20 protein-coding genes are annotated in these 23,183 nt (G+C 58.0%); 14 read left to right on the plus strand and 6 right to left on the minus strand.

Annotation, left to right across the window (positions count from 1 at the left end; all coding sequences use genetic code 11):
* The first annotated feature begins 294 nt into the window (after positions 1-294).
* From QRN55_RS08775 to QRN55_RS08790, 4 genes are read left to right on the plus strand one after another with little or no spacing between them, the layout of a single operon-like run.
* Complete coding sequence (locus QRN55_RS08775; protein WP_284776423.1) at positions 295-1,647, plus strand: LLM class flavin-dependent oxidoreductase; 1,353 nt, start codon at positions 295-297, stop codon at positions 1,645-1,647.
* Positions 1,648-1,656: 9 nt separating this feature from the next.
* Positions 1,657-2,508: an ABC transporter permease gene (locus tag QRN55_RS08780; protein WP_284776424.1), complete on the plus strand. Its 852-nt coding sequence runs from the start codon at positions 1,657-1,659 to the stop codon at positions 2,506-2,508.
* 43 nt (positions 2,509-2,551) lie between these two features.
* Positions 2,552-3,529, plus strand: a complete 978-nt coding sequence (locus QRN55_RS08785; RefSeq protein WP_284776425.1) for an ABC transporter substrate-binding protein — start codon at positions 2,552-2,554, stop codon at positions 3,527-3,529.
* Between the two features lie 9 nt (positions 3,530-3,538).
* Positions 3,539-4,306: an ABC transporter ATP-binding protein gene (locus QRN55_RS08790; RefSeq protein ID WP_284776426.1), complete on the plus strand. Its 768-nt coding sequence runs from the start codon at positions 3,539-3,541 to the stop codon at positions 4,304-4,306.
* Between the two features lie 158 nt (positions 4,307-4,464).
* Here the strand turns inward: QRN55_RS08790 and QRN55_RS08795 are convergent, their stop codons facing one another.
* On the minus strand, positions 4,465-5,022 hold the full coding sequence (locus QRN55_RS08795; protein ID WP_284776427.1) for a GNAT family N-acetyltransferase: 558 nt from the start codon (positions 5,020-5,022) through the stop codon (positions 4,465-4,467).
* Positions 5,019-5,909 carry a phosphoserine phosphatase SerB gene (gene serB / locus QRN55_RS08800; protein ID WP_233121433.1) on the minus strand — a complete coding sequence of 297 codons (891 nt, stop codon included), beginning with the start codon at positions 5,907-5,909 and terminating at the stop codon, positions 5,019-5,021. Before serB ends, QRN55_RS08795 begins: the two co-directional genes overlap by 4 nt.
* Between serB and miaA the strand changes: the two genes are divergently transcribed.
* Positions 5,908-6,804: a tRNA (adenosine(37)-N6)-dimethylallyltransferase MiaA gene (gene miaA, locus QRN55_RS08805; RefSeq protein ID WP_284776428.1), complete on the plus strand. Its 897-nt coding sequence runs from the start codon at positions 5,908-5,910 to the stop codon at positions 6,802-6,804. The two genes, serB and miaA, sit on opposite strands and share 2 nt — an antisense overlap.
* A 152-nt stretch (positions 6,805-6,956) precedes the next feature.
* Here the strand turns inward: miaA and QRN55_RS08810 are convergent, their stop codons facing one another.
* Complete coding sequence (locus QRN55_RS08810; protein WP_284776429.1) at positions 6,957-8,915, minus strand: ATP-binding protein; 1,959 nt, start codon at positions 8,913-8,915, stop codon at positions 6,957-6,959.
* Between the two features lie 396 nt (positions 8,916-9,311).
* Between QRN55_RS08810 and QRN55_RS08815 the strand changes: the two genes are divergently transcribed.
* The 5 genes from QRN55_RS08815 (at position 9,312) to QRN55_RS08835 (ending at position 14,717) form a co-directional block, all read left to right on the plus strand.
* On the plus strand, positions 9,312-11,105 hold the full coding sequence (locus QRN55_RS08815) for an acetolactate synthase 3 large subunit (RefSeq protein ID WP_284776430.1): 1,794 nt from the start codon (positions 9,312-9,314) through the stop codon (positions 11,103-11,105).
* Positions 11,106-11,124: 19 nt separating this feature from the next.
* A complete protein-coding gene (gene ilvN / locus QRN55_RS08820; RefSeq protein ID WP_111838005.1) occupies positions 11,125-11,697 on the plus strand; it encodes an acetolactate synthase small subunit in 573 nt (190 codons plus the stop codon).
* Positions 11,698-11,817: 120 nt separating this feature from the next.
* Entirely contained in the window at positions 11,818-12,123 is a 306-nt protein-coding gene (locus QRN55_RS08825; protein WP_284776431.1) for a hypothetical protein, read from the plus strand.
* The gene (locus tag QRN55_RS08830) at positions 12,120-12,443 is read left to right on the plus strand and encodes a hypothetical protein (protein WP_284776432.1); all 324 of its coding nucleotides are present in this window, start codon (positions 12,120-12,122) and stop codon (positions 12,441-12,443) included. The genes QRN55_RS08825 and QRN55_RS08830 overlap by 4 nt, the downstream gene beginning before the upstream one ends.
* Positions 12,444-12,779: 336 nt before the next feature.
* Positions 12,780-14,717, plus strand: coding sequence for a methyl-accepting chemotaxis protein (locus tag QRN55_RS08835; RefSeq protein ID WP_284776433.1), 1,938 nt, complete (start codon positions 12,780-12,782; stop codon positions 14,715-14,717).
* A gap of 134 nt (positions 14,718-14,851) precedes the next feature.
* Here the strand turns inward: QRN55_RS08835 and QRN55_RS08840 are convergent, their stop codons facing one another.
* On the minus strand, positions 14,852-15,697 hold the full coding sequence (locus QRN55_RS08840; protein WP_284776434.1) for an aldo/keto reductase: 846 nt from the start codon (positions 15,695-15,697) through the stop codon (positions 14,852-14,854).
* A 144-nt stretch (positions 15,698-15,841) separates the two neighbouring features.
* Between QRN55_RS08840 and QRN55_RS08845 the strand changes: the two genes are divergently transcribed.
* Positions 15,842-16,435 carry a LysE family translocator gene (locus QRN55_RS08845; RefSeq protein WP_284776435.1) on the plus strand — a complete coding sequence of 198 codons (594 nt, stop codon included), beginning with the start codon at positions 15,842-15,844 and terminating at the stop codon, positions 16,433-16,435.
* A 62-nt stretch (positions 16,436-16,497) separates the two neighbouring features.
* Here QRN55_RS08845 and QRN55_RS08850 read toward each other — a convergent pair whose 3' ends face one another.
* Positions 16,498-18,438, minus strand: coding sequence for a methyl-accepting chemotaxis protein (locus tag QRN55_RS08850; RefSeq protein WP_284776436.1), 1,941 nt, complete (start codon positions 18,436-18,438; stop codon positions 16,498-16,500).
* Positions 18,439-18,756: 318 nt separating this feature from the next.
* Between QRN55_RS08850 and QRN55_RS08855 the strand changes: the two genes are divergently transcribed.
* The gene (locus QRN55_RS08855; protein WP_112498733.1) at positions 18,757-19,884 is read left to right on the plus strand and encodes an ATP-dependent DNA helicase; all 1,128 of its coding nucleotides are present in this window, start codon (positions 18,757-18,759) and stop codon (positions 19,882-19,884) included.
* 76 nt (positions 19,885-19,960) lie between these two features.
* Here the strand turns inward: QRN55_RS08855 and QRN55_RS08860 are convergent, their stop codons facing one another.
* Positions 19,961-20,671, minus strand: a complete 711-nt coding sequence (locus tag QRN55_RS08860; RefSeq protein WP_284776437.1) for a MerR family transcriptional regulator — start codon at positions 20,669-20,671, stop codon at positions 19,961-19,963.
* A gap of 308 nt (positions 20,672-20,979) precedes the next feature.
* Between QRN55_RS08860 and QRN55_RS08865 the strand changes: the two genes are divergently transcribed.
* Entirely contained in the window at positions 20,980-21,735 is a 756-nt protein-coding gene (locus QRN55_RS08865) for a pyridoxine 5'-phosphate synthase (protein WP_284776438.1), read from the plus strand.
* 91 nt (positions 21,736-21,826) lie between these two features.
* Positions 21,827-23,092 carry an NAD(P)/FAD-dependent oxidoreductase gene (locus QRN55_RS08870; protein WP_284776439.1) on the plus strand — a complete coding sequence of 422 codons (1,266 nt, stop codon included), beginning with the start codon at positions 21,827-21,829 and terminating at the stop codon, positions 23,090-23,092.
* Positions 23,093-23,183 lie beyond the last annotated feature (91 nt).

Consider the following 23,183-nt stretch of genomic DNA (forward strand, 5'->3'; position numbering starts at 1 on the left):
TGGCTAGATTCCGGTGACGAGCACAGGAATGAGGGCGGAATGAATAGTCGCATATTCAACTTTCGCTGAAACACCTCCAAACAACACGCCTCTGCAATTATTTTCCGTTCATAACGAAATGCGCAAATATCATTCCGCCTGACATCCAACTAAGCAATCTATTTTCTATATTAAAATAATAGACAATGTAGGCTTCTCCTCATCCGCACAACAGCGTTCCAAGGCGAACGGTATCGACGCAAGGTCTGGAAAGTTTTTACTTTCAATGACTTGCAGGTCATAGGGGAGAAGAAGATGACACGCAAAATCAGGCTCGGCGCGTTTTTGCCCGGTGGCGGGCAGCATGTTGCGGCGTGGCGGCATCCAGATCAACCAGCTGATGGCGCGCTGAGTTTCGAGTTTCACAAGCAACTGGCGCTGACGGCAGAGCGTGGTCTTTTCGACGCGTATTTTCTGGCCGACAATCTGGCGATCGGATTTGGCGGGGCGCGGGAAGGCGGCAATGCCAAGGTCGCCGGGTTTGAGCCGACGACGCTGTTTTCGGCGCTCGCGCCCTTCACCACTCATCTGGGCTTTATCGCGACATCGTCGACGACCTATGAAGAGCCCTATACGACCGCTCGCAAATTCGCTTCGCTGGATCTGATCTCTGGCGGGCGGGCAGGGTGGAATGTCGTGACGACGACGGGCGATCCGACGGCACAGAATTTCAATCGCCAGACACAGCTGCCCCATGCTGATCGCTATCGCCGTGCTGCTGAACATGTGGACGTCGTCAAGGCGCTCTGGGACAGTTTCGAGGACGATGTCTTTACCCGTGATGCCGAGAGCGGCGTTTTCTACGACCCTTCTAAGCTGCACGAGACGAACCATCGCGGCGAGCATTTTCAGGTTCGCGGGCCGTTGAACGTGTCGCGTTCCGCTCAGGGGCATCCGGTCATCGTGCAGGCTGGCCAGTCGGATGATGGGCGCGGGCTTGCGGCGGCGACTGCCGAGGTCATCTTCACGGCGCATCAGCACCTGGAGACGGCGCAGGAATTCTACCGTGACATCAAGGCGCGGGCGCGGGGTCTGGGTCGTGACCCCAGCCACATTCTCGTCATGCCGGGCGTATCGCCTTTCGTGGGACGGACGTTGCAAGAGGCGCAGGAGAAATACGAGCGGTTGACGTCGCTCATTCTGGAGGAAGACGGCGTCGGCCTGCTGAACGGCCTGACGGGCGGCACGCTGGACCTGCGTGGTCATGATCTGGACGGGCCGCTGCCGGTTGCACCGCCGACCGAAGGCATGAAGAGCCGTCAGGCGCTTATCCGCCAGATCGCAGACGAGAACAACTTCACCATTCGTCAGCTTTATCAATGGATCGCGTCTGCGCGCGGCCACTTTACCATCGTCGGTACGCCAGAAACGATTGTCGATACACTTCAGGAATGGTTCGAGAACGAAGCTGCTGACGGCTTCAACATTCTGCCGCCTTGGTTGCCAACGGCGCTGGATGATTTCGTCGATCTGGTCATTCCCGAATTGCAGCGCCGCGGCTTGTTCCGCACGGAATATGAGGGCAAGACCCTGCGCGAAAATCTTGGGCTGCCATATCCCGTCAATCGCTGGACTGCCGCCCGTTCGGTCGTTCAGGCTGCAGAGTGAGACGCGATCATGTCGTTTGAAGATGCAAAAGTCATTCTCCCGAGGTCGCTCCAATACCGACAGACGGAAAACCGAGCGCCGGTGCTGGGTCAGGTGGTGCGCGGCCTGATCGGGCCGTTCCTCTCCCGCTACGGCCTCGTCCTCAGCTTTCTCGCTGCGTGGCAAATTTCCAGCGTTTTCGGCTGGATCAATCCGGCGGTGTTTCCTCCGCTCGATTCCATTGTCGGTGCTTTGTGGAAGGGCATTGCCAGCGGCGCCTTGATCGATGATATCGGCATCAGTCTGCAACGCTCCGGCATCGCCTTTGCAGCGGCAGTCGCCATCGGCATTCCGCTCGGGCTGTTCATGGGGCAGGTCACGGCGGTGGAGCGGGCTCTCGATCCGCTGTTGCAGTTCTTCCGCCAGACCTCGGCGCTGGCACTTTATCCCGTTTTTATTCTGCTTCTCGGATTGGGCGAAGCATCGAAGGTTTTCGTGATTTTCTGGGCAACGCTGTTTCCCATCCTCCTGTCCACCATTGGTGGTGTGAAGGAAGTGGACGGTAAGCTGATCGAGATGGCGCGAACCTACGGTGCCGGACCGCTGACGATTTTCCGCCGCGTCGTTCTGCCTGCCTCCGTACCAGCGATTTTCGTCGGCTTGCGACTGTCTGCGACGACTGCGCTGCTTTTGTTGATCGCCGCCGAAATGATCGGTGCCAACAAGGGCATCGGCTTTCAGGTCATGAATGCGCAGTATAATTTCCAGATACCGCTGATGTTTGCCGCCATTCTTCTGCTGGCACTTCTGGGGCTTGCCGCCAATGCCGTGCTGGTTCTTCTGCAACGCAAGCTTTGTCGCTGGTCGCAGCCTTCGCGGTAATGCCCATCAGCTAAACATATTCTCTTTCTCAAAGGAAAAACCCATGAGCTTTCATTCTCGTAAGCTATTGCTTTCGGCTGCCCTGATTTTTGGTTTCGCGAGTGCCGCGTCTGCCGCCGAAGAGGTCAAATTCCGCTACCTCGCAAGCCAGGGCGGTCTATCCGCGCAGGAGCTGGCGCAGGAACTCGGCTACTTCAAAGGCACCGGCGTTACCATCGAAAACGTCGGCTATGCCACGGGTGGGCCGGCTTCCCTGTTTGCCCTGGCATCCGGTGACGTCGAGATCGGCAGTGCCGCGACTGCTGCGGTGTTGAATTCGATCATCGGCGGCAATGACTTCGTGGCCGCGTTCCCGTCAAACGGGATCAATGACGAGGTGCAGTCGGTTTTCTATGTTCTGGACGATAGCCCGATCAAGGATATCAAGGACATTGCTGGCAAGACCATCGCGGTGAATACGCTCGGCGCGCATCTGGATTACACCATCCGCGAAGCCCTGCATTCCGTGAACCTGCCAACGGATGCGGCAAAGCCGGTCGTCGTTCCCGGCCCGCAACTGGAGCAGGTTCTGCGTTCCGGACAGGTGGACATTTCCGCTTTCGGTTACTGGCAGACGACATTCGAAGGCAAGGCAAAGGCCGCTGGCGGGATTCGTCCGATCTTCGACGATACCGATGTGCTGGGTGATATTGCCGGTGGCTTCATCGTCTTGCGCCGCGATTTTACCATCAAGCATCCCGAAGCCTCGAAAATCTTCGTTGAGCAGTCGCAGCGCGCTCTCGACTACGCACGCGAGCACCCGGAAGAAACGAAGAAGATTTTCGCCAAGGCTTTGGCCGAGCGTGGCGAGAACCCCGACATTGCGCAATACTTCCGGGGCTACGGCGTTCGCCCGGGCGGCAAGGCCGTGGACCGTGACTTGCAGTTCTGGATCGATATCCTGACACGCGAAGGCAAGGTCAAGGAGGGCCAGATCACGGCCAAGAACATTCTCTACGCGCCTGAAACAGCCAGCAACTGAGGACGCAGTATGACACAGGCGCAATCCGTTCGCGGGGAGGTGGCGATCCGCCATCTCTCCAAATCCTACCAACTCAACGGCAAACCTTTTCAGGTTCTCAAAGACATCAACCTGAAGATCGTGTCTGGCGAGAGCCTTGCTATCGTCGGCGCCAGTGGCTCTGGAAAGACGACACTGCTGCGCGTGCTGGCCGGGCTCGAGGCAGCAGATACCGGCGAGGTGCTGATTGACGGCAACGCCGTACACGGCGTGGGCTCGGAGCGGGCGGTGATCTTTCAGGAGCCGCGCCTGCTGCCATGGCTGACGGTTCTCGAAAACGTCGCTTTCGGGCTGAAAACGCAGGGCGTGTCGAAAGATCAGGCTCGATCGAGGGCGCAACGCTACATCGATCTCGTCGGCTTGCAGCAATTCGAAACCGCCTATCCGCGTCAGCTTTCCGGCGGCATGGCGCAGCGTGTGGGCATTGCCCGAGCCCTTGCCGTGCAACCGGAAATTCTGCTGCTGGACGAGCCGCTCGGCGCGCTCGATGCGATGACGAAAATCAGCATGCAGCAGGAGCTGGCGCGCATCTGGCGGGAGGAGGACGTGACGACCGTGCTGGTCACGCATGATCTGGAAGAAGCGATCTATCTCGCCGACCGCATTCTCATTCTTCCGCGCGAAAAGGGGGCTGCTCCTCGCATCATCGACATTGATCTTCCGCGCCCACGTGACAGAAGCTCAGTGGCCTTCGTGCGCCAGCGTGAGGAACTGTTGCGGGTGTTCGGTTTGCATTGATTATTTTTAAAGCCCTACCCATCTTCCGTCACTCCGGCCTTGAGCCGGAATCCAGTCAGCCCAAGTCCTTGGGCTGATAGACTCTTTCGCCGCGCAGACGCGCGTCTGCTGGACCCCGGCTCAAGGCCGGGGTGACGGAGGTGGGCACTACAGGCCACTCACTTCCCTAACCACCGCTCAAGCGTGAGAGCATACGTCACATGCGGCTTCAGGTGTGGATGGCTGTCTGGCACGCGGGGGTGCAGGAAATCGCGGGATGGGTCGCGGATGAGGCCGATGCGTTTCATGACCGCGATAGAGCGCAGATTGTCGTGAACGGCGAAAGACACGATTTCGGGTAGCTTCTTCTCATCGAAAGCCATTGCGAGCAGTGATTTTGCCGCTTCCGTGACATAGCCCTGACCCCAGTAACGGGTTGCCAGCCGCCAGCCAATTTCCATCGAGCCGCGCGGGAAAATGCCTTCCAGATTGGCGGGCGCGATGCCGCAAAAGCCGATTGGTTCGCCGGTCTCGCGCAGTTCCACCGCGTAAAAGCCGTATCCGGTCGCGTGGATCATCTGATTGACGGTCTTCAGCGCAGCATCGGATTCGTCATGGTTGCGCTGATGTGGAAAGAACTCCATCACCTGGGGGTCGGCGTTGATCTCGCGGAAGAGATCCCGGTCCGTCTGTTTCCAATCCCGAAGGATCAGCCTTGGTGTTCCGCTGACAATCATGGGGTAACGAAGTCGGACTTTCTGTAGCCCTGAAGGTAGAGCAGGGCGGTAAGGTCACTGTGGTCGATGCGGATTTTTGCCTCCGCTGCGACGGCGGGCTTGGCATGGAGGGCAACGCCGGAACCGGCCAGATGCAACATGCCGAGATCATTGGCGCCATCACCCACCGCCAAGGCATCGTCAGGCGATATGCCGAGCTTTGCGGCGATGTCGTTGAGAGCATCGACCTTAGCCTGCTTGCCGAGGATGGGTTCAGCTACTGTGCCATCGAGAAGGCCGTCTTTCTCACCCAGAATGTTTGCGCGGTTCTCATCGAAGCCCAGCGTCGCTGCAATCCGGCTCGTAAAGACGGTAAAGCCGCCGGAGACCAGCGCCGTGTAATGCCCCTTCGCTTTCATGGTGGCGATGAGTTCCATGCCGCCGGGTGTGAGCGTGATGCGCTTTTCGATGACCTCGTCCACCACGGAAATCGGCAGGCCTTTCAGCAAGGCGACACGCTCCCTCAGCGCAGGCTCGAATGCGATCTCGCCATTCATCGCCCGGGCGGTGATGGTGGAGACCTGCTCTTTCAATCCTACTTCGGCAGCCAGTTCATCGATGCATTCCTGGCCGATCATGGTCGAGTCCATATCGGCGATCAGGATTTTCTTGCGCCGATTGTCCTGGTCCTGAATGGCGATATCGATAGGTCGGTCAACGATGGCCATGCGCAGCACGCGTTCTGCCGCTGCCCTATCGGTTCCGTCGCGCAGCACCAGATCGCAGGCAATGCCGTCCGCCAGCCAATAGAGGCCGGATGCGTCGAGCGCCTTGGCGGCACTTTCTGCAATGGTGGAATTCAGAACAGGATTTGACGGATTGGCGATAAGCGTGGCAACGAGAGCCATGATGAAAAACCTTGCTGACGACTTCAATGCGACCCTGATAACCGGACCGACGGCGAGCGGCAAGTCCGCGCTTGCGCTTCGTCTGGCCCGGGAAAGGAATGGCGTCGTCATCAATGCCGATAGCATGCAGGTTTATGACACGCTGCAAGTGCTGACAGCGCGCCCCTCCGCGGCGGACATGGAGGGTGTGCCGCATTGCCTCTACGGCCACGTTCCCGCTGCACGACTTTATTCGACGGGCGAGTGGTTGCGGGAGGTGACGGCGCTTCTGGAAACATTGCGCGGTGAGGGTCGTTACCCCGTTATCGTTGGCGGCACCGGGCTTTATTTCAAGGCGCTGACGGGCGGCCTGTCGGATATTCCGACCATTCCGGTAGACATTCGCGAGCGTTACCGCATGCGGCTGCTGGAAGAGGGACCGGCGGAACTTTACGCTGAGTTATCGACCGGCGACCCGCAGACCGCGCAAATCCTGCAGCCAGGCGATGGCCAGCGCATCGTCCGCGCGCTGGAGGTGCTTGAAGCAAGCGGGAAATCCATTCGCACGTTTCAGCAGGCGACCGGACCGGTGATCATCGATCCGGCGCGGGCGCAAAAGCTTGTCGTCTTGCCGGAACGGGCGGTGTTACATGATCGCATTAACCGCCGGTTTGCGGGCATGATGCAAAGCGGTGCCGTTGAAGAAGTGGAGGCGCTGCTGACGCTTGAGCTTTCTGACGATGCGACTGTGATGAAGGCTATAGGCGTTTCACAGATTGCGGAGATGCTGGCGGGGCGTATGGGCGAGGCGGAGGTCATCGAAAAGGCCGCTGCGGCGACACGGCAATATGCCAAGCGGCAGATGACATGGTTTCGTAACCAGATGGGGGAGGATTGGGAGAGGGTGGTGCCGTGAGCTATCTCTTCCTCATTCCTGTCCTTGTAACAGGAATCCAGTCGACGCGCGTCTGCGCGGCGGGACGATTCTTCCAGCCCAAAGACTTGGGCTAACTGGATTCCTGTGACAAGCACAGGAATGAGGGAGGGAAAAGGGATGACATCAGCCCATCAATCCTTCCGATACAAACTCCCCAGCGGCTTCTTCAGCAAACTATCACGTAGAGACAGCCGTGGTTCTTCACCGGTGAAAGGCGGCGTTGCAGCAGGCTCGCGAGCAACTGGAGCCGCCTCCGTCATCTGCGCCTTTCCAGAGAAAACCGAGCTGCGGGGTAACATTTCCGGGCGGTAGGGTTCGTTGCTGTTGCTTTGCCCTTTGAATTCCTGGCTCCAGCTCTCGAACTCGTCCTCATCGGCATCCTGCGCGATTTTGGCTTCGTAGCTTTGGCGGAAGCCGGAAATGTCGGGGCCGGTGACGGCGCGCATGCGTTTAACGATGGAGCGAAGATCGACCGTATCGGGCGTGTCTTCCGCGATGTGCGGCATGATGCCATTCGCCTTCGGCAGGCTATGGGCGGCCACGCGGCTGAACCGGATTCTCATCGGTACGCTGATGGCTTCACCGAAGGCAATGGCTTCACCATTGCCGATGGAGGACAGGAAGCTGGTGGTCGAAACGGACGAATTCGGAATGGCGGAGCGAATGATCTCCTGATCGCTCTCATTGGAGAGGCGCATGGCAAACACTGTCGAGCATTGCGACAGGATTGTCTGATCGAGTTCGCCGGGGCGCTGGGTGATGATACCGAGCGAGACGCCGTATTTGCGGCCTTCCTTGGCGATGCGCGCGATGGCCTGCCGCGTGGGGAAGAAGCCGAGCGAGGGGTCGGCGGGCACGTAACGGTGCGCTTCTTCGCAGACGACCAGCGTGTGGATGGCGCCCTGGCTCCACAGCGCCAGTTCGAAGGCCATGCGGCATAGAACCGAGGCCACGGAATTCACGACTTCGGAGGGGATGCCCGCAAGTTGAAACACCGAGATCGGCTTGCCTTCTCCCGGCACCCGGAAGATATGCGCCACGGTCTCCATGATCGTATCGGTAATCGTGCTGTTGGAGAACATGAAGTGGTAACGCGGATCGTTGATGGCGGCCATGATGCGCATTTTGAGATTGCGCAGTGCAGGCTTCTCATCGCGACCCTCGAGCCGCCCGATACGCTCATCGATGAGCGCCAGGAGATCGGCGATGCGGTAGGGAACCGGCGTATCTGATGTCAGCGAGGATTTTTCCGAGGCGCGGCGCATGACGGAATTGTCGGCGCCGCGGAAGGCACGCTTCGCATCCGGGATCAGGTCACGCAGAACGTCCAGTTCTTCGGCCACTGGCTTGCGGCCACGATAGAGAACCTCGGTGAACTCCTCCATTTTCATCAGCCAGAAGGGCAGATCAAGCGTATCAGTATCGATGACGACCGAGGTCATGGGGAAGGCGGCGGCATATTCATTGTGCGGATCGAGGATCAGCACTCGCAGTTTCGGGTCTTTTTCGATTGCCTTGTTGAGAAGCAGTGAAACGGCGGTGGATTTGCCGACGCCGGTCGAGCCCAGAACCGCGAAATGCTTCGACAGCATCTGCGGAATGCTGATGGTGGCGTCGATACTGTCATCCTGCGTCAACCGCCCGACCACACAGGCACCGCGGCCTTGCGTTTCATAGATGCGCATGAGATCGCTGGAGCGGATGCGATGGGCGACTGCGCCGAGATAGGGATATCGCGAAATGCCGGTCGAGAAACGCTCCGATCCGTCCTGCATGGCGTGGATTTCGCCCAACAGCTCGACATCGATCAGCAACGTATTGCTGCTGTTATCGGACCATTCGACCTGGCCTGTTTTCATGGCGTAGGTGAGGGCGGCGACGCGGGTTTCACCCAGATCGATGGAGATCAGTCGTCCGACGGACCACAGTTCGGCAAGGTCGGTCTTGCCCGGTTCGGTGATGGCGGAAATGGTAGCACGTGCGCCGGTGCAGGAAATGACGTGGCCCAGCAGGCGGTTTCCTGCCGTCGAATCGTCGCGGCGGTCATGCTCGCCTGCTTTTGCAGATTTGCGAAGGTCGTCGTTGAACACGTCTCGCCCCTGTCATAGGTCCTGTTGGCCTTTTCACTCGGCCGCTCACGGGTTTGTCCCGATTATCCCTGAAAACTTACAGTGTTGCGTTTAACAATCGGTGTAAGACACGCGTATTTTTATGTCTTCAAACGCGCGTCTTTCGCAATAAATGGAAATGAATGCCGATTTTTTCCGCAACATGCGTTGACGGATATTGGTTTTGTGTCTAACACTCCGACCCATGAAAAATCTTAACGTACTTATCGTGGTGGGACGGCGCATGGGCAGGATGGTGTAACCATCCGGCGAAAGCACCCATGCGCTGAACGAGGCTCCTCAAGGGGCCTTTTTTTATGTCTTCACACAGGCCATATGGCCCACGATATCCAAAGCCAAATCGGGATGGAACAGGCAATGACGGATAAGGACAATACGGATAACAGCAACACCATGACGGGCGCGGAAATCGTTCTGCGCGCGCTCAAGGACAATGGCGTAGAGCATATCTTCGGCTATCCCGGCGGTGCGGTTCTTCCGATCTATGACGAGATTTTCCAGCAGGAAGACATTCAGCACATTCTGGTTCGCCACGAACAGGGTGCCGGTCACGCCGCCGAAGGTTATGCCCGCTCCACCGGCAAGGTCGGCGTTATGCTCGTCACTTCCGGTCCCGGCGCTACCAATGCCGTTACGCCGTTGCAGGATGCGTTGATGGACAGCATTCCGCTCGTCTGCATTTCCGGCCAGGTTCCAACCTCGCTGATCGGCTCCGATGCGTTTCAGGAGTGCGATACCGTTGGCATCACGCGCCCCTGCACCAAGCACAACTGGCTGGTCAAGGACGTCAACGAGCTAGCCGGCATCATTCACGAAGCCTTCCGCATTGCCCAGACCGGTCGTCCCGGCCCCGTCGTTGTCGATGTTCCCAAAGACATCCAGTTCGCGACCGGCACCTACACGCCGCCATCCGCTGCCATTCAGCAGAAGAGCTACAAGCCGAAGGTTCAGGGCGACATCAACGCCGTTCACGCCGCGATCGAACTGATGTCGAAGGCGCAGCGCCCAGTTCTCTACACGGGCGGCGGTGTCGTCAATTCCGGCCCAGAAGCGACGCGTCTGCTGCGTGAACTGGTTGAACTGACTGGCTTCCCGATCACATCGACGCTGATGGGCCTCGGTTCATATCCGGCATCCGGCGAGAAGTGGCTGGGTATGCTGGGCATGCACGGTTCTTACGAAGCCAACATGGCGATGCACGACTGTGATGTCATGATCTGCGTCGGTGCGCGTTTCGACGACCGTATCACGGGCCGTCTCAACGCGTTTGCGCCGAACTCCAAGAAAATCCACATCGATATCGATCCGTCCTCGATCAACAAGAACGTGCGCGTCGATGTACCGATCGTTGGGGACATCGCCCATGTTCTGGAAGACATGGTTCGCCTGTGGCGTGCGCTGCCGAAGCGTCCTGAAAAGGCGCAGACGGCGGAGTGGCTGGAGCAGATCGAGCGCTGGCGTGCGCGCAACTCGTTTGCCTACAAGAACTCCAACGATGTCATCATGCCGCAATATGCGCTTCAGCGTCTGTCCGAGGCGACCAAGGGGCATGACACCTACATCACCACGGAAGTCGGCCAGCACCAGATGTGGGCCGCGCAGTTCCTCGGCTTCGAACAGCCGAACCGCTGGATGACCTCCGGTGGTCTGGGCACCATGGGCTATGGCTTCCCGGCTGCCATCGGTGTGCAGGTCGCTCACCCGGACGCGCTGGTTATCGATGTCGCCGGTGATGCCTCGATCCAGATGTGTATTCAGGAAATGGCCTGCGCCATCCAGTACAATCTGCCGGTCAAGATCTTCATCCTGAACAACCAGTATATGGGCATGGTGCGGCAGTGGCAGCAGTTGCTGCATGGCAACCGTCTGTCGAACTCCTACACGGAAGCCATGCCTGATTTCGTCAAGCTGGCCGATGCTTATGGCGCCGTCGGCATGTATTGCGACGACCCGAAAGAATTGGACGACAAGATCGCGGAAATGATCGCGGTCAAGCGCCCGGTGATTTTCGACTGCCGCGTCGCCAATCTCACCAACTGCTTCCCGATGATCCCATCGGGCAAGGCACATAACGAGATGCTGTTGCCGGACGAGGCAACCGACGAAGCCGTTGCCAACGCCATCGATGCCAAGGGCCGTCAGCTAGTCTGATCGGGAGAGGAACACGGATATGAACGCACATCTACAGCCCACCGGTTCGGCCTACTTCATTCAGAAGGAAACGGAAACCGTTGAAAACCATACGCTTTCGGTTCTCGTTGCCAACGAGCCCGGCGTCCTTGCCCGCGTCATCGGCCTGTTTTCCGGTCGCGGTTACAACATCGAAAGCCTGACGGTTTCGGAAACGGAACATGAGGCGCATCTGTCGCGCATCACCATCGTCACGCGCGGCACACCAGGCGTGCTGGAGCAGATCAAGGCGCAGCTAGAGCGTATCGTGCCCGTTCACCGCGTCGTGGACCTCACGGTTCGCGCCCGCCAGAACGGACAGGACCGCCCCATTGAGCGTGAAGTCGCGCTCATCAAGGTGGCCGGACGGGGCGAGGACCGCGCCGAAACGCTGCGGCTGGCCGATGCCTTCCACGCCAAGGTGGTGGATGCGACGCTGGAGCATTTCATCTTCGAAATCACCGGCAAGTCCTCCAAGATCGACCAGTTCCTGACGATCATAAAGCCGCTGGGCCTCCTCGAAGTCTGCCGCACCGGCATTGCAGCGATGAACCGGGGTCCGCAGGGGATGTAGTCCCCTCAGCCCCCTGCCAATCTATGAGCCCGCGGTGTTTCGCTGCGGGCTTTTTTGTGCCCTTACGGGTTGCAAGCGCGTCGTATTGTCCTGTAATTGCAACGAAAACAGGAAAGGCTCGTGCATTTGAGTTCCAAGGAAATTTTCGTACTCTCCGGCTTTGGCGCGATTCTGCTGTTGATCGGCTTCCTACTGGTGATGTTCTATCGACTAGCGCGCCGAAAGGATTTCGGGCCTTTCCACACCAAATCCCTCCGACCGCTCGATTCGCGTTCTCTCGAGAGAGCAACGATATTCGGTCAGGAAGCCAGAGCGCATCTGTCTTCCATTGCCGGAAAGCTTCACGTCATCCTGTTCGTCGCCTTTGCGATCACCGCGGTCGTCACCGGCATCCGACACAAAGAAATTTTCGAGGTGCTGAAGTGAAGCCAAAAACGCGACAGGCATGGGCGCTCTATTGCCGCAGCTATCTGCTGACCCTTGGCGTCATCCTGTTTGCTGGCTCCGCCTTTACCCTTCATCTCGCGTCTGAAGGCCAGTTGCTGTTTGAGTGGTGGGCTTGGCTCGTTACAGCCTCCATCAGCCTGACTGGGTTCACTCTTATAGCCCTTGGCATCTTCGGCAGCAATTCGCTGGCGGACAAGTGGGCCGATGCCGCGTCTACCCATGAAGCGAGCATTTTTCTAATGATCCTGGCTTTTCCGATCTATTGGCTGTTGAAACAGACGCCGTTTTTCCGTCGTTGATTCGACGGAACTATTGCATACGCGGCAGACCGGGATTGGCGGATCAAAGCCCCTCGGATACCCTCTGGTTGTATTTTTTTGAAACAGTATTTCGCAGCATAACGTTGCGTAAGTTGATGAAAACAGTAGGTATTTACGTTTTCCGCCTGATATTCAATTTCACGTATTTGGCGTATATTAAGCCTTTATCAATGCGTTCATCATAAACAGAGACTGTCTTTCGCTCCATGATGGAGCGTATCCCCGAGATCGACAAAGCAATGGCTTCTGACCTGAAACAGGGGGAGGGAGGGTAGCGCGCTATTGTCGTCTGGCAGATGCCTAACGCGAGGACACATGTCGTTTCTAGAGAACGCGAAAATCCGCACCAAAATACTCTCCCTCATCGTCCCCGTGGCGCTTGTTGGCTTATGTGGCGTTGCTTTCGTATCGTCCAACTACAAAACTGCCGACAGTACCTATTCAGATTTCATCTCTCAGGACGCGATAGCAGCGACTGAACTATTTCGCTCCAACACATCTCTGGTTTCGGCTGGCTACGACACATCCATCGGCCTGATGATGTCCGAGCGGTCGATCAAGCCCACCGAGATCGAAGCGACCTACAAGAAAGATATCGAAGCGATATCGCGCCGTCTGGACAACGCCAAGAAGCTCGTCCCGGAGGTCGCTGCCAAGCTTGATGTCATGAACGATCGGGCAAAGACCATTGTCGGTTCGTTGGATAAAGTCTGGGCTTCGATCCGCGCTGGCGATTTCAATACCGCGCGCAAGACGCTTCTCGAGGTCGGTCCTTCCATCGAACAGTGGCGCGCCGATATTCGCGACATCAGCGAAAGCAATCTTCAGTCGGTCCTGAACAAATCCGACGGACTGACGGACCAGACGAACTCCGCAATCCTGACCTCGCTTGTCACTCTGGGCATTCTCTTTGCGCTCGCCATCATCGCCTCCCTCTGGGTCTCTGCACGCGGCATCACCGGCCCCGTCGCACGTTTGAGCGCACGCATGGCATCCCTTGCCAGCGGTCAGACGAAAGAAGAGATCGACGGTCTCAACCGCAAGGACGAATTGGGCCATATGGCGCAGGCCGTCTCCATCTTCCGCGAAAACGCTCTTGAGCGCGCTCGTCTCGAACAGGAGGCCGATGCCAATCGCAGCCTGTCCGAGAAGGAACGCATTGCCCGTGAGGAGCAGAAAGCCAAGGAAGCGGCAGACACCAGCTTTGCCGTCGATAACCTTGCCGACGCGCTGTCACGCCTGTCGGACGGCGATGTCTCCTATCGCATCAGCCAGCCTTTCGCTGCCCATCTCGATGCGGTCCGCAGCAACTTCAATGCGTCCGCTGAAAAACTGCAATCGGCGCTGTCTCGCGTTGCCGAAAACGCTCGCGGTATCGATGCCGGTGCAAATGAAATCCGTTCCGCTGCCGACGATCTGGCCAAGCGCACGGAACAGCAGGCTGCATCGGTAGAAGAAACCGCAGCGGCTCTGGAGCAGATCACCACGACGGTAAAGGACAGCACCAAGCGTGCACAGGAAGCTGGTCATCTGGTTGCCAAGGCTCGCACCGGTGCCGAACAGTCCGGCAACGTCGTCCGCAAGGCCGTTGTTGCGATGGAGCAGATCGAGAAGTCCTCGTCTGAAATCTCCAACATCATCAGCGTTATCGATGAGATTGCTTTCCAGACCAACCTTCTGGCGCTCAACGCCGGTGTTGAAGCGGCACGTGCCGGTGAAGCAGGCAAGGGCTTTGCGGTCGTTGCACAGGAAGTGCGTGAACTTGCACAGCGCTCTGCCAATGCTGCCAAGGACATCAAGGCGCTGATCACGACTTCGAATACGCAGGTTCAGGAAGGCGTGGAACTGGTCGGCCAGACCGGTCGTGCCTTGGAAACCATCGTGACCGAAGTGCAGGAAATCAACCGCCACGTCGTTGCCATCGTGGATGCGGCGCAGGAGCAGTCGTCGGGTTTGCAGCAGATCAACACGGCTGTGAACCAGATGGATCAGGACACGCAGAAGAACGCGGCCATGGTCGAAGAGCAGACGGCGGCCAGCCATGGCCTTGCAAAGGAAGCGGCATCGCTGAACCATCTTCTCAGCCAGTTCAAGCTGGGCGGTCACGGGCAGGGCGCATATACGTCGGCGCCGGTTCGCAACGTAACGGCAAGCGAACGTCCCGCTCCCTCGCCAGCCCGCGCGCTGGGCCGCAAGGTAGCCTCGGCCTTCAACGGCAATGCGGCGGTGAAGTCGGATTGGGAAGAATTCTGATCAACTGATATCAGACGAAAACAAAAAAACCGGGCGTCATTGGCGCCCGGTTTTTTTGTGTCTGCATTCTCAATCATCAGTTCAATTCGTTGCCAATCCGATTCCGCAAACTGCGGTAAGTCGTTGATCGCGAATCACAACATCTCCAACTGCTGCTTCTTTGTCGGCGGCGGGAATGCGGCATCCAGCGCGGCCCAGTCTTCCTCGGTGATCTCCAGTTCGATTGCACCGAGATTTTCGACCACGCGCTCTACATTGGCAGTTTTGGGAATGGGCGTCACGCTGTCGCGGTCCAGCAGGAAGGCGAGTGCCACCTGCGCTGGGGTTGCCTGATAGGCCTTGGCAACGCGGATGAGTTCATGGTGGGAAAGAAGGCGGCCTTGCTCGATGGGGGAATAGGCCATGATCGGCACGCCATGGTGCTGGCACCATGGCACAAGATCGTATTCCGGCCCGCGACGGGAGAGGTTGTAGAGTATCTGGTTGGCAGCGCAATTCCGGCCATCCGGCACGGAGAACAGCTCTTCCATGTCGTCGGTATCGAAGTTCGATACGCCCCAGTCGAGAATCTTGCCATCTGTTTTCAGTCGCTCGAAGGCGGCGACGGTTTCCTTCAATGGGTGGGAGCCACGCCAGTGGAGCAGATAGAGATCGAGGTGGTCTGTGCCCAGCCGTTTGAGGCTTCGTTCGCAGGCTTCGATGGTGCCTTGCGCGCTGGCATTGAAGGGATAGACCTTGCTGACGAGAAAAGTCTCCTCGCGCATACCTTCGATGGCCTGACCAACGATCTCTTCGGAGCGGCCATCGGCATACATCTCGGCGGTATCGATAACACACATGCCTAGTTCCACCGCCTTGCGGATGCTGGCGATTTCCTGTGCGGCACTGGTGCTGGCTTCGCCCATGTTCCACGTTCCCAGGCCCAGCGCCGGGATGGACTTGCCGGAGGGAAGGGTGACGGCTGGAAGTTCGTCGAACATATGGTTCTCCCGAAATTGCTGTGTTGAACAGTCTAAACCAACCAGCCGATCCGTCGATCCATCAAAACTTGTGAGCATTTCCATTCGCTGTAACGACTGGCCTTTGCGAAAAAGCTCTCATAGTCTGGCGTATCGGGGGACAGGATGACGATCGAAACCTTTATTGCGCTTTTGCTTTTCGCTTTTGCGACATCGATAACGCCGGGGCCGAACAATATGATGTTGTTCGCATCGGGCGTGAACTTCGGCTTTCGCCGCACCATTCCACATATGCTGGGAATTGGTGCCGGGTTTCTGTCGCTGCTGATCGGCGTCGGTCTGGGGCTGGGTGCGCTGCTGCATTCCGTGCCGTTGCTTTACATCGTGCTGAAATTCGCTGGCGGTGCGTATCTGCTGTGGGTCGCGTGGAAAATCGGTACGTCGCGCAGTCTGGGTGATGGCAAGGTCGGGGCGCAACCGATGACGTTTTTCGGTGCTGCGGCGTTTCAATGGGTCAACCCGAAAGCGTGGGTCATGGCGGTGACGGCCATGGCGACCTATACGGATGATGCGCGGTACTATTTCACTGTCATGCTGGTGGGTGTCGCATTCGCGGCGGTCAACCTGCCCAGCGTCTCGACATGGGCCGGTTTCGGTTCGGCGCTGCGGGAATGGTTATCGGTGCCGGCGCGGCTCAAATGGTTCAACATCACCATGGCGGTCCTACTGGTCATCAGCCTTTGGCCGATGTTGAAATAAATGCCGAAGAAAGCAAAAAGCCCACGGTTTCCCGTGGGCTTTGTTTTTGGTTCAGGCTGGGATCAGAATTCTTCCCAGGACTTGTCCACTGTCGCAGCACTGCTGCCGCCAAAAGCTCCGGCCACCTTGCGCATCAACTGGCGGGTGGGCGAGGCAACAGGCGCCGAGGACGAGGAAGCGAGCTGCACGGAGCGGCCCGACGAGCCATCGCCGAGGTTGAACTGCGTGATCAGGTGGTTCAGCGCCGCAGCTTCCTTGGCAAGGCTATGGCTTGCAGCCGTCGACTGTTCGACCATGGCGGCGTTCTGCTGTGTTCCCTGGTCCATGGTGTTGACGGCAGAGTTGATTTCCTGAATGCCGACAGACTGTTCGCGCGCCGATTCCACGATGGCATTGACGTGCTGGTTGATGTGCTGGACTTCCGAAACAATGCCTTCCAGCGCCTTGCCGGTGTTACCGACGAGTTCCACACCGGAGCGAACCTGATCGCCAGAGGTGACGATCAGCGTCTTGATTTCCTTGGCCGCGTTGGCAGAACGCTGCGCCAGTTCACGTACTTCCTGTGCAACGACCGCAAAGCCCTTACCGGCTTCACCGGCACGTGCGGCTTCCACGCCTGCGTTCAGAGCAAGCAGGTTGGTCTGGAAGGCGATTTCGTCGATCACGCCGATGATGTTGGAAATCTCGCTGGATGATTTCTCGATCTGCTGCATGGCGATGACCGCATCGCGAACGACCTTGCCGGAATGTTCGGCGCTGAGACGTGTCTTGGTGACAAGGCCGCCGACTTCTTCGGCGCGCTTGGCAGAGTCGCGAACGGTGGTGGCGATCTGTTCGAGGGCTGCTGCCGTCTCTTCGACGGAAGCGGCCTGCTGTTCTGTGCGCTTGGACAGATCGTCGGCGGCAGAGCGGATTTCGTTGGCGCCAGCATCGATACCGCGGGCGTTCTTGCCAACGGAGACCAGAGCTTCATGCAGCTTGCCGACGGAGTTGTTGAAGTCGTTTCTCAAACGGTCGAGATGCTCGACGAACGGTGTCGTGATGCGGTGGGCGACGTTGCCGTCCGCAAGCTGGCCGAGGCCCTGCGCCAGTCCATCCACGGCGAACTGAATGTCGGATGCTTCCTTGGCCTTCTGGCGCTCGCGCTCCACACGTTCAGCTTCGCTCATGCTGCGGTTGGCTTCCGCTTCGCGCTCCATGTTGATCTTGGCAATGGCGTTTTCCTTGAAGACCTGAACGGTCTCTGCCATTTCGCCGATTTCATCCTTGCGGCCAACGCCTGGAATGTCCAGTTGCGTTTCGCCACTGGCAAGGCGCTTCATGGCGGACGTCATCGCCAGCAAAGGCTTGGAAATGCCGGAGCCGATCATGAGACCAGCGATAAGGGCGATGACCACGGCAGCTGCGAGGCTTGTCCAGATCATGCTGATCGCGTTGGAAATGGTCGCGTCGTTTTCGGCGCTGCGCTTTGCCAGCAATGTGCGCTCGTCGGCCTGTGCGTCCTTGATGAAGCCGCGAAGACCATCGAAATAGGCCTTGCCCTGCGATGCATCGAGCTGCTTGTTCAGATCGCCGATGGAGGTCGTGTCAGCCAGCGTACCGCGCGTCTTGATCTGCGGCTCGGCGAAATTCTTCTGCCAGTCGCCAATTGCCTTCTCGACATTGTTCATACGTCCGACCTGCGTCGGGTTGTCGGCGACCAGGGCTTTCAGTTCGTTGATCGTCTTGTAGATGCTCTGTTCGCCCTGACGATAGGGCTCAAGAAAATTCTGCTGACCGGTAATGATGAAGCCGCGCATGCCGGTTTCCATATCCACGGCTGCTGCGGTGATCGCGTCGGTCTTCTGCAGGACCTGGTTGGTATGGTCTACCCAACCGTTACTTTGGACCATGGAAGAAATGCTTGTAAGGGCAATTGCACCGATGGCAATGGCCAGAACTACAGGTGCTGCTGTGCCTGAGACGACTTTCGTCTTTGTTGATAGGTTCTTGAAAGAAAACATATTTACCCGACCCCTTAGTCAAAGTTAGTGCATGTGAATGGGCATGGCGTTGATGCGAACAACTTTTTTATTGTTTTCGGGGGTTTTCTCTTGGAAAGCCGACGTGTCGTTCTGGTCCGTTTCATGATGCGGATTTGATATCCCTAATATCTAATCCGCACAGTCCAGATAATATTTGAAACCAATTGACCGATAGTTAAAATCTTAATGATGACTTTTAATATTCATTCTTGGCTAAAATAGTTATTCCGCCAGCCTTTATTCTTCTTTCGTTCTTTTTCGGTTGCGCAGCATGCTCGAATCCTGCGATGAGAGCGCATGCAATTTTCACCGCAACAGGATGAAGCCCTGAAGGCTGTTTCGCGCTGGCTGAAGGAAGGCCGGACACCGGTTTTCCGGCTGTTCGGTTATGCGGGTACAGGCAAGACGACACTCGCCAAACACTTTGCGGAAAACGTTGATGGCGAGGTTCTGTTTGCGGCCTTTACTGGCAAGGCGGCGCAGGTTCTGCGCTCCCGCGGCGCGTCCAACGCCCGCACCATCCATTCGCTGATCTATCGTCCCCGCGGCGAAGAGGCGGTGGAGGACGAAGAGACTGGCAAGACATCCATCGCGCCGATGTTTTCCATCAACCGCCAGAGCCCGCTTGCCAAGGCCGCGCTGATCATCATCGATGAGTGCTCCATGGTGGATGAGGCGCTGGGCCGTGACCTGATGAGCTTCAGCACGCCCATTCTCGTTCTGGGTGACCCCGGGCAACTGCCGCCGGTGAGCGGCGGCGGGTTCTTTACGGAACAGGAACCGGACTTCCTTCTGTCGGAAATTCACCGGCAGGCGAAGGACAACCCCATCATCCAGCTTGCCATGGATGTGCGCGAAGGCAAGGAAATCATGCGCGGCGATTATGGCGCAGCGCAGGTCATTTCCAAGAACGAGGTGACGCAGGGACTGGTGCTGGATGCCGATCAGGTGTTGGTCGGCACCAACCGTACCCGCCGCCGTTATAATCAGCGTCTGCGCGAATTGAAGGGTTTCACGGCCGATTATCCGCAATCCGGCGACAAGCTGGTGTGCCTGCGCAACGACCCTGCCAAGGGGCTGCTGAACGGTTCGCTGTGGCAAGTCATGAGTTCATCGCGCGAAACGGTCAAGCCAGGCATCAACCTAATGATCCGCCCTGAGGATGATGACATGGATCGGGGTGCCGCCAAGATCAAGCTGCTCAAGGCGGCGTTCGAGGATACGGAAACGGAAATTCCGTGGACGACGCGCAAGCGATACGACGAGTTCGATTATGGTTATGCGCTGACGGTGCACAAATCCCAGGGCTCCCAGTGGAACAACGTGGTGCTGTTCGACGAGAGCTTTGCATTTCGCGATTCGCGCGAGCGCTGGCTCTATACGGCGATTACCCGCGCTGCGGAAACCTTGACCATCGTTCGCTGAAAGTCTCCGAAACAGCAAAACGCCCGCGACAGCCTGTCCTGCGCGGGCGTTGATTGGGCTTTGAAGGGGCTCCGCTTTATCCGCGCGATGCCGCTTCTCCGTCGTGACGGATCACGCCAAGCATGAATGCCTTGGCGACCGCCTGAAAGCGATTGTTGGCGCTGACTTTTTCCATGACACAGGCTTCCAGCTTCTGAAGCTCCTCAGCGGAGAGCCCGAGCGCACGTGCAAGCCGGATGGGGGCGTAGCCTTCTGCCATCAGCTCCAGGCACTTGCGTTCCTGCACGCTCAAATGGATTTCAGCGCCTTCGTTGCCAGCGCCTTCGGTTTTCTCATCGCTGTCGTTGGCCACGAGAACGTCGCTGATCTGCTGAATCTGGCGACGCACGGTCGAAATTTCACCCGCGAGTTCGCTCTTGCGCGTGTTCAACACATCCTGAAACAGCGCATCTGCCTCGGTCTGGCTTTCCGTCTCCGTCAGTTTCTGCATGATGTCCTGAATGGTGGCGACGGGAATGCCAATCTCTCGGCAGAAATTCACGACGGCCATGCAATGGACGTCCTGATGGGAATAGATGCGCATCAGGCCCGCGCGGCGCGAGGAGATGATGGCTTTTTCCTCGTAGAAATGCAGTGTGCGGTGGGTCACGCCGAACATGTTGGCCATATCAGCGATGGCGACGGGTTCTGGCGGTAGATTTAGAGGAAGGGGAACTTCAGGGAGAAAACCTTTGCGGCTGACTGTCGACATCTGCCGCTGCGGCGATGTCTTGGGCTCTTCCGCCATGGGTTTTGCTCTCCAGCGGGCTTCGTTGCGCGCTCTTCCGGTTAAGGATCGACGTGTAGGAAGCTCGTCTCTCAGAAGCTCGTCAATTCCCGCTTCTACTGAAATGTCCAGATTTTGATGCACTTTGAGATGCGTCTCGGACGCGAAATATTCATTCGACATAATAAATCCCTAGCCCTAATTGGCAGTAGAATGCGAATGTCGAGGTTTGGTTCCGCAACTTTTCAATTATTTTTTTCAGGGTGCTTGCGGGAGACGGAATAGTGGAGGAAACAGGGCCTCCTGTCTTGAAAAGGAACGGTCGGACCATGCCAACCAAACTCTCCGTCAATCTCAATGCCATCGCCATGCTTCGCAACCGCCGTGACCTGCCTTGGCCAGATGTTGCGCATTTCGGTCGCATCGCGCTGCAAGCGGGTGCGAGTGGACTGACGGTCCATCCACGCCCGGACCAGAGACACATCCGCTTTTCGGACCTGCCCGTGCTGCGGGCGCTGATCGATGACGAGTTTCCCAAGGCCGAGTTCAATATCGAGGGCTATCCTTCCGAAGATTTCCTGCTGCTGTGCGAGGAAGCCCAGCCCGAGCAGGTGACGCTGGTGCCCGATGACCCGGCGCAGGCGACATCGGACCACGGCTGGGATTTCAAAAAGCATGCGCGATTTTTGAAGGAGAGCGTTTCGCGTCTGAAAACCGGTGGCATGCGTGTCTCACTCTTTGCCGATGGCGATGGTGACAAGGACGCCGTCAAGCTTGCTGCGGAAACCGGTGCCAGCAGGATCGAGCTTTACACGGGACCTTATGGCGGCTGTTTCGACAATGAAGAGCAGGGCCGTATCTGGCTCGACAAGCTGGGCGCGACGGCTGATTTTGCCCATGCGCTGGGACTGGAGGTTAATGCGGGTCACGATCTCACCGTCGCCAACCTGCCGCCATTGGTTCAGCGCATTCCTTACCTTGCCGAAGTTTCCATCGGTCACGGCCTGACCGCCGATGCGCTGGAGTTTGGAATGGCGGAAACGGTACGGCGATTTTGCCGCGCCTGCGGTCAGTCTATTTCATAACTATCGTCAATTTTTGCCTTTATATTGAAGCCACGCACTCTCCGAGAGGTACAGGGGTGTGCGGCTTATCAATTTGAGAAGGGCAGATTCTATGCAGGAGCATCACGTTGTCGTCGTTGGGGGAGGCTTCGGCGGATTGCAGGTCGTTCATGGACTGAAAGGCGCACCGGTTCGCATTACGCTGATCGACCGCCGCAACCATCATTTGTTTCAGCCACTTTTGTATCAGGTCGCCACCACCGCGCTGGCGACATCCGAAATCGCCTGGCCTATCCGCCGTCTTTACAAGAACAGGCCAGAGGTGAGCACGCTGCTATCCGAGGTTGACGATATAGACCGGCAAAATCGCACCGTCATTCTAAAGTCCGGCGACACCGTCGCCTTCGACACTCTGGTGCTGGCCACCGGCGCGCGGCACGCCTATTTTGGCAACGATGCGTGGGAAAAACATGCGCCCGGCCTCAAGACGCTGGAAGACGCCACCACCATCCGCCGCCGTCTGCTACTGGCGTTCGAGCGTGCGGAACTGGCCAAGACGGAAGAAGAGCGTCAGGCGCAACTGACCTTTGCTGTCATCGGTGCCGGGCCGACGGGCGTGGAAATGGCGGGCATGATTGCAGACCTTGCCCACAAGGTTCTGCCGCCAGAGTTTCGCAACGTCGATACGCGCAAGGCGCGCGTCATGCTGGTGGAAGCAGGTCCGCGCGTTCTTGCCGCCTTTACCGAAGATCTCTCGGCCTACAGCAAGCGCGCGTTGGAGCATCTGGGTGTGGAGGTCGTTCTGGGCACGCCGGTATCGTCTTGCACGGAAGACGGATTCAAGATCGGCGACGAATTCATCCCCGCCCGCACCATCATCTGGGCCGCAGGTGTGCAGGCTTCCCCCGCTGCACAGTGGCTCGATGTTCAGGCCGACAGAGCAGGTCGCGCAACGGTCGGGCCGCAGTTGAGCATCGAAGGCGATCCCAATATCTTCGTCATCGGCGATACTGCATCTGTGATGCAGGCGGATGGCAAGCCGGTGCCGGGCGTTGCGCCTGCCGCAAAACAGCAGGGTGCTTTCGTTGCCGAGGTCATCAAGGCACGGTTGAATGGCGCAAGCGAGCCTGCCGCATTCCGCTACCGCCATCAGGGCAATCTCGCCACGATCGGCAGAAGTGCTGCCGTGGCCGATTTTGGAAGGATCAAGCTGAAAGGTGTGCTGGCATGGTGGATATGGGGCCTCGCCCACATCTACTTCCTCATCGGCACCCGCTCGCGGTTGGCGGTGGCGTGGAGCTGGCTGTGGATATACCTCAGCGGACAGCACAGCGCCCGGCTGATCACGCAGAAGGAAACGTTGAAGGACGAGGGGTGAGCTTGGTTTCCTGTAGATTACGGTCAGCGCCACCACTACTGCCGTCATCCTTGGGCTTGTCCCAAGGATCTAATCACGTCACATCCGCAGG

The sequence above is a fragment of the Agrobacterium sp. lyk4-40-TYG-31 genome, assembly GCF_030209855.1.
In the GTDB taxonomy this organism is placed as follows: Bacteria; Pseudomonadota; Alphaproteobacteria; order Rhizobiales; family Rhizobiaceae; genus Agrobacterium; species Agrobacterium vaccinii.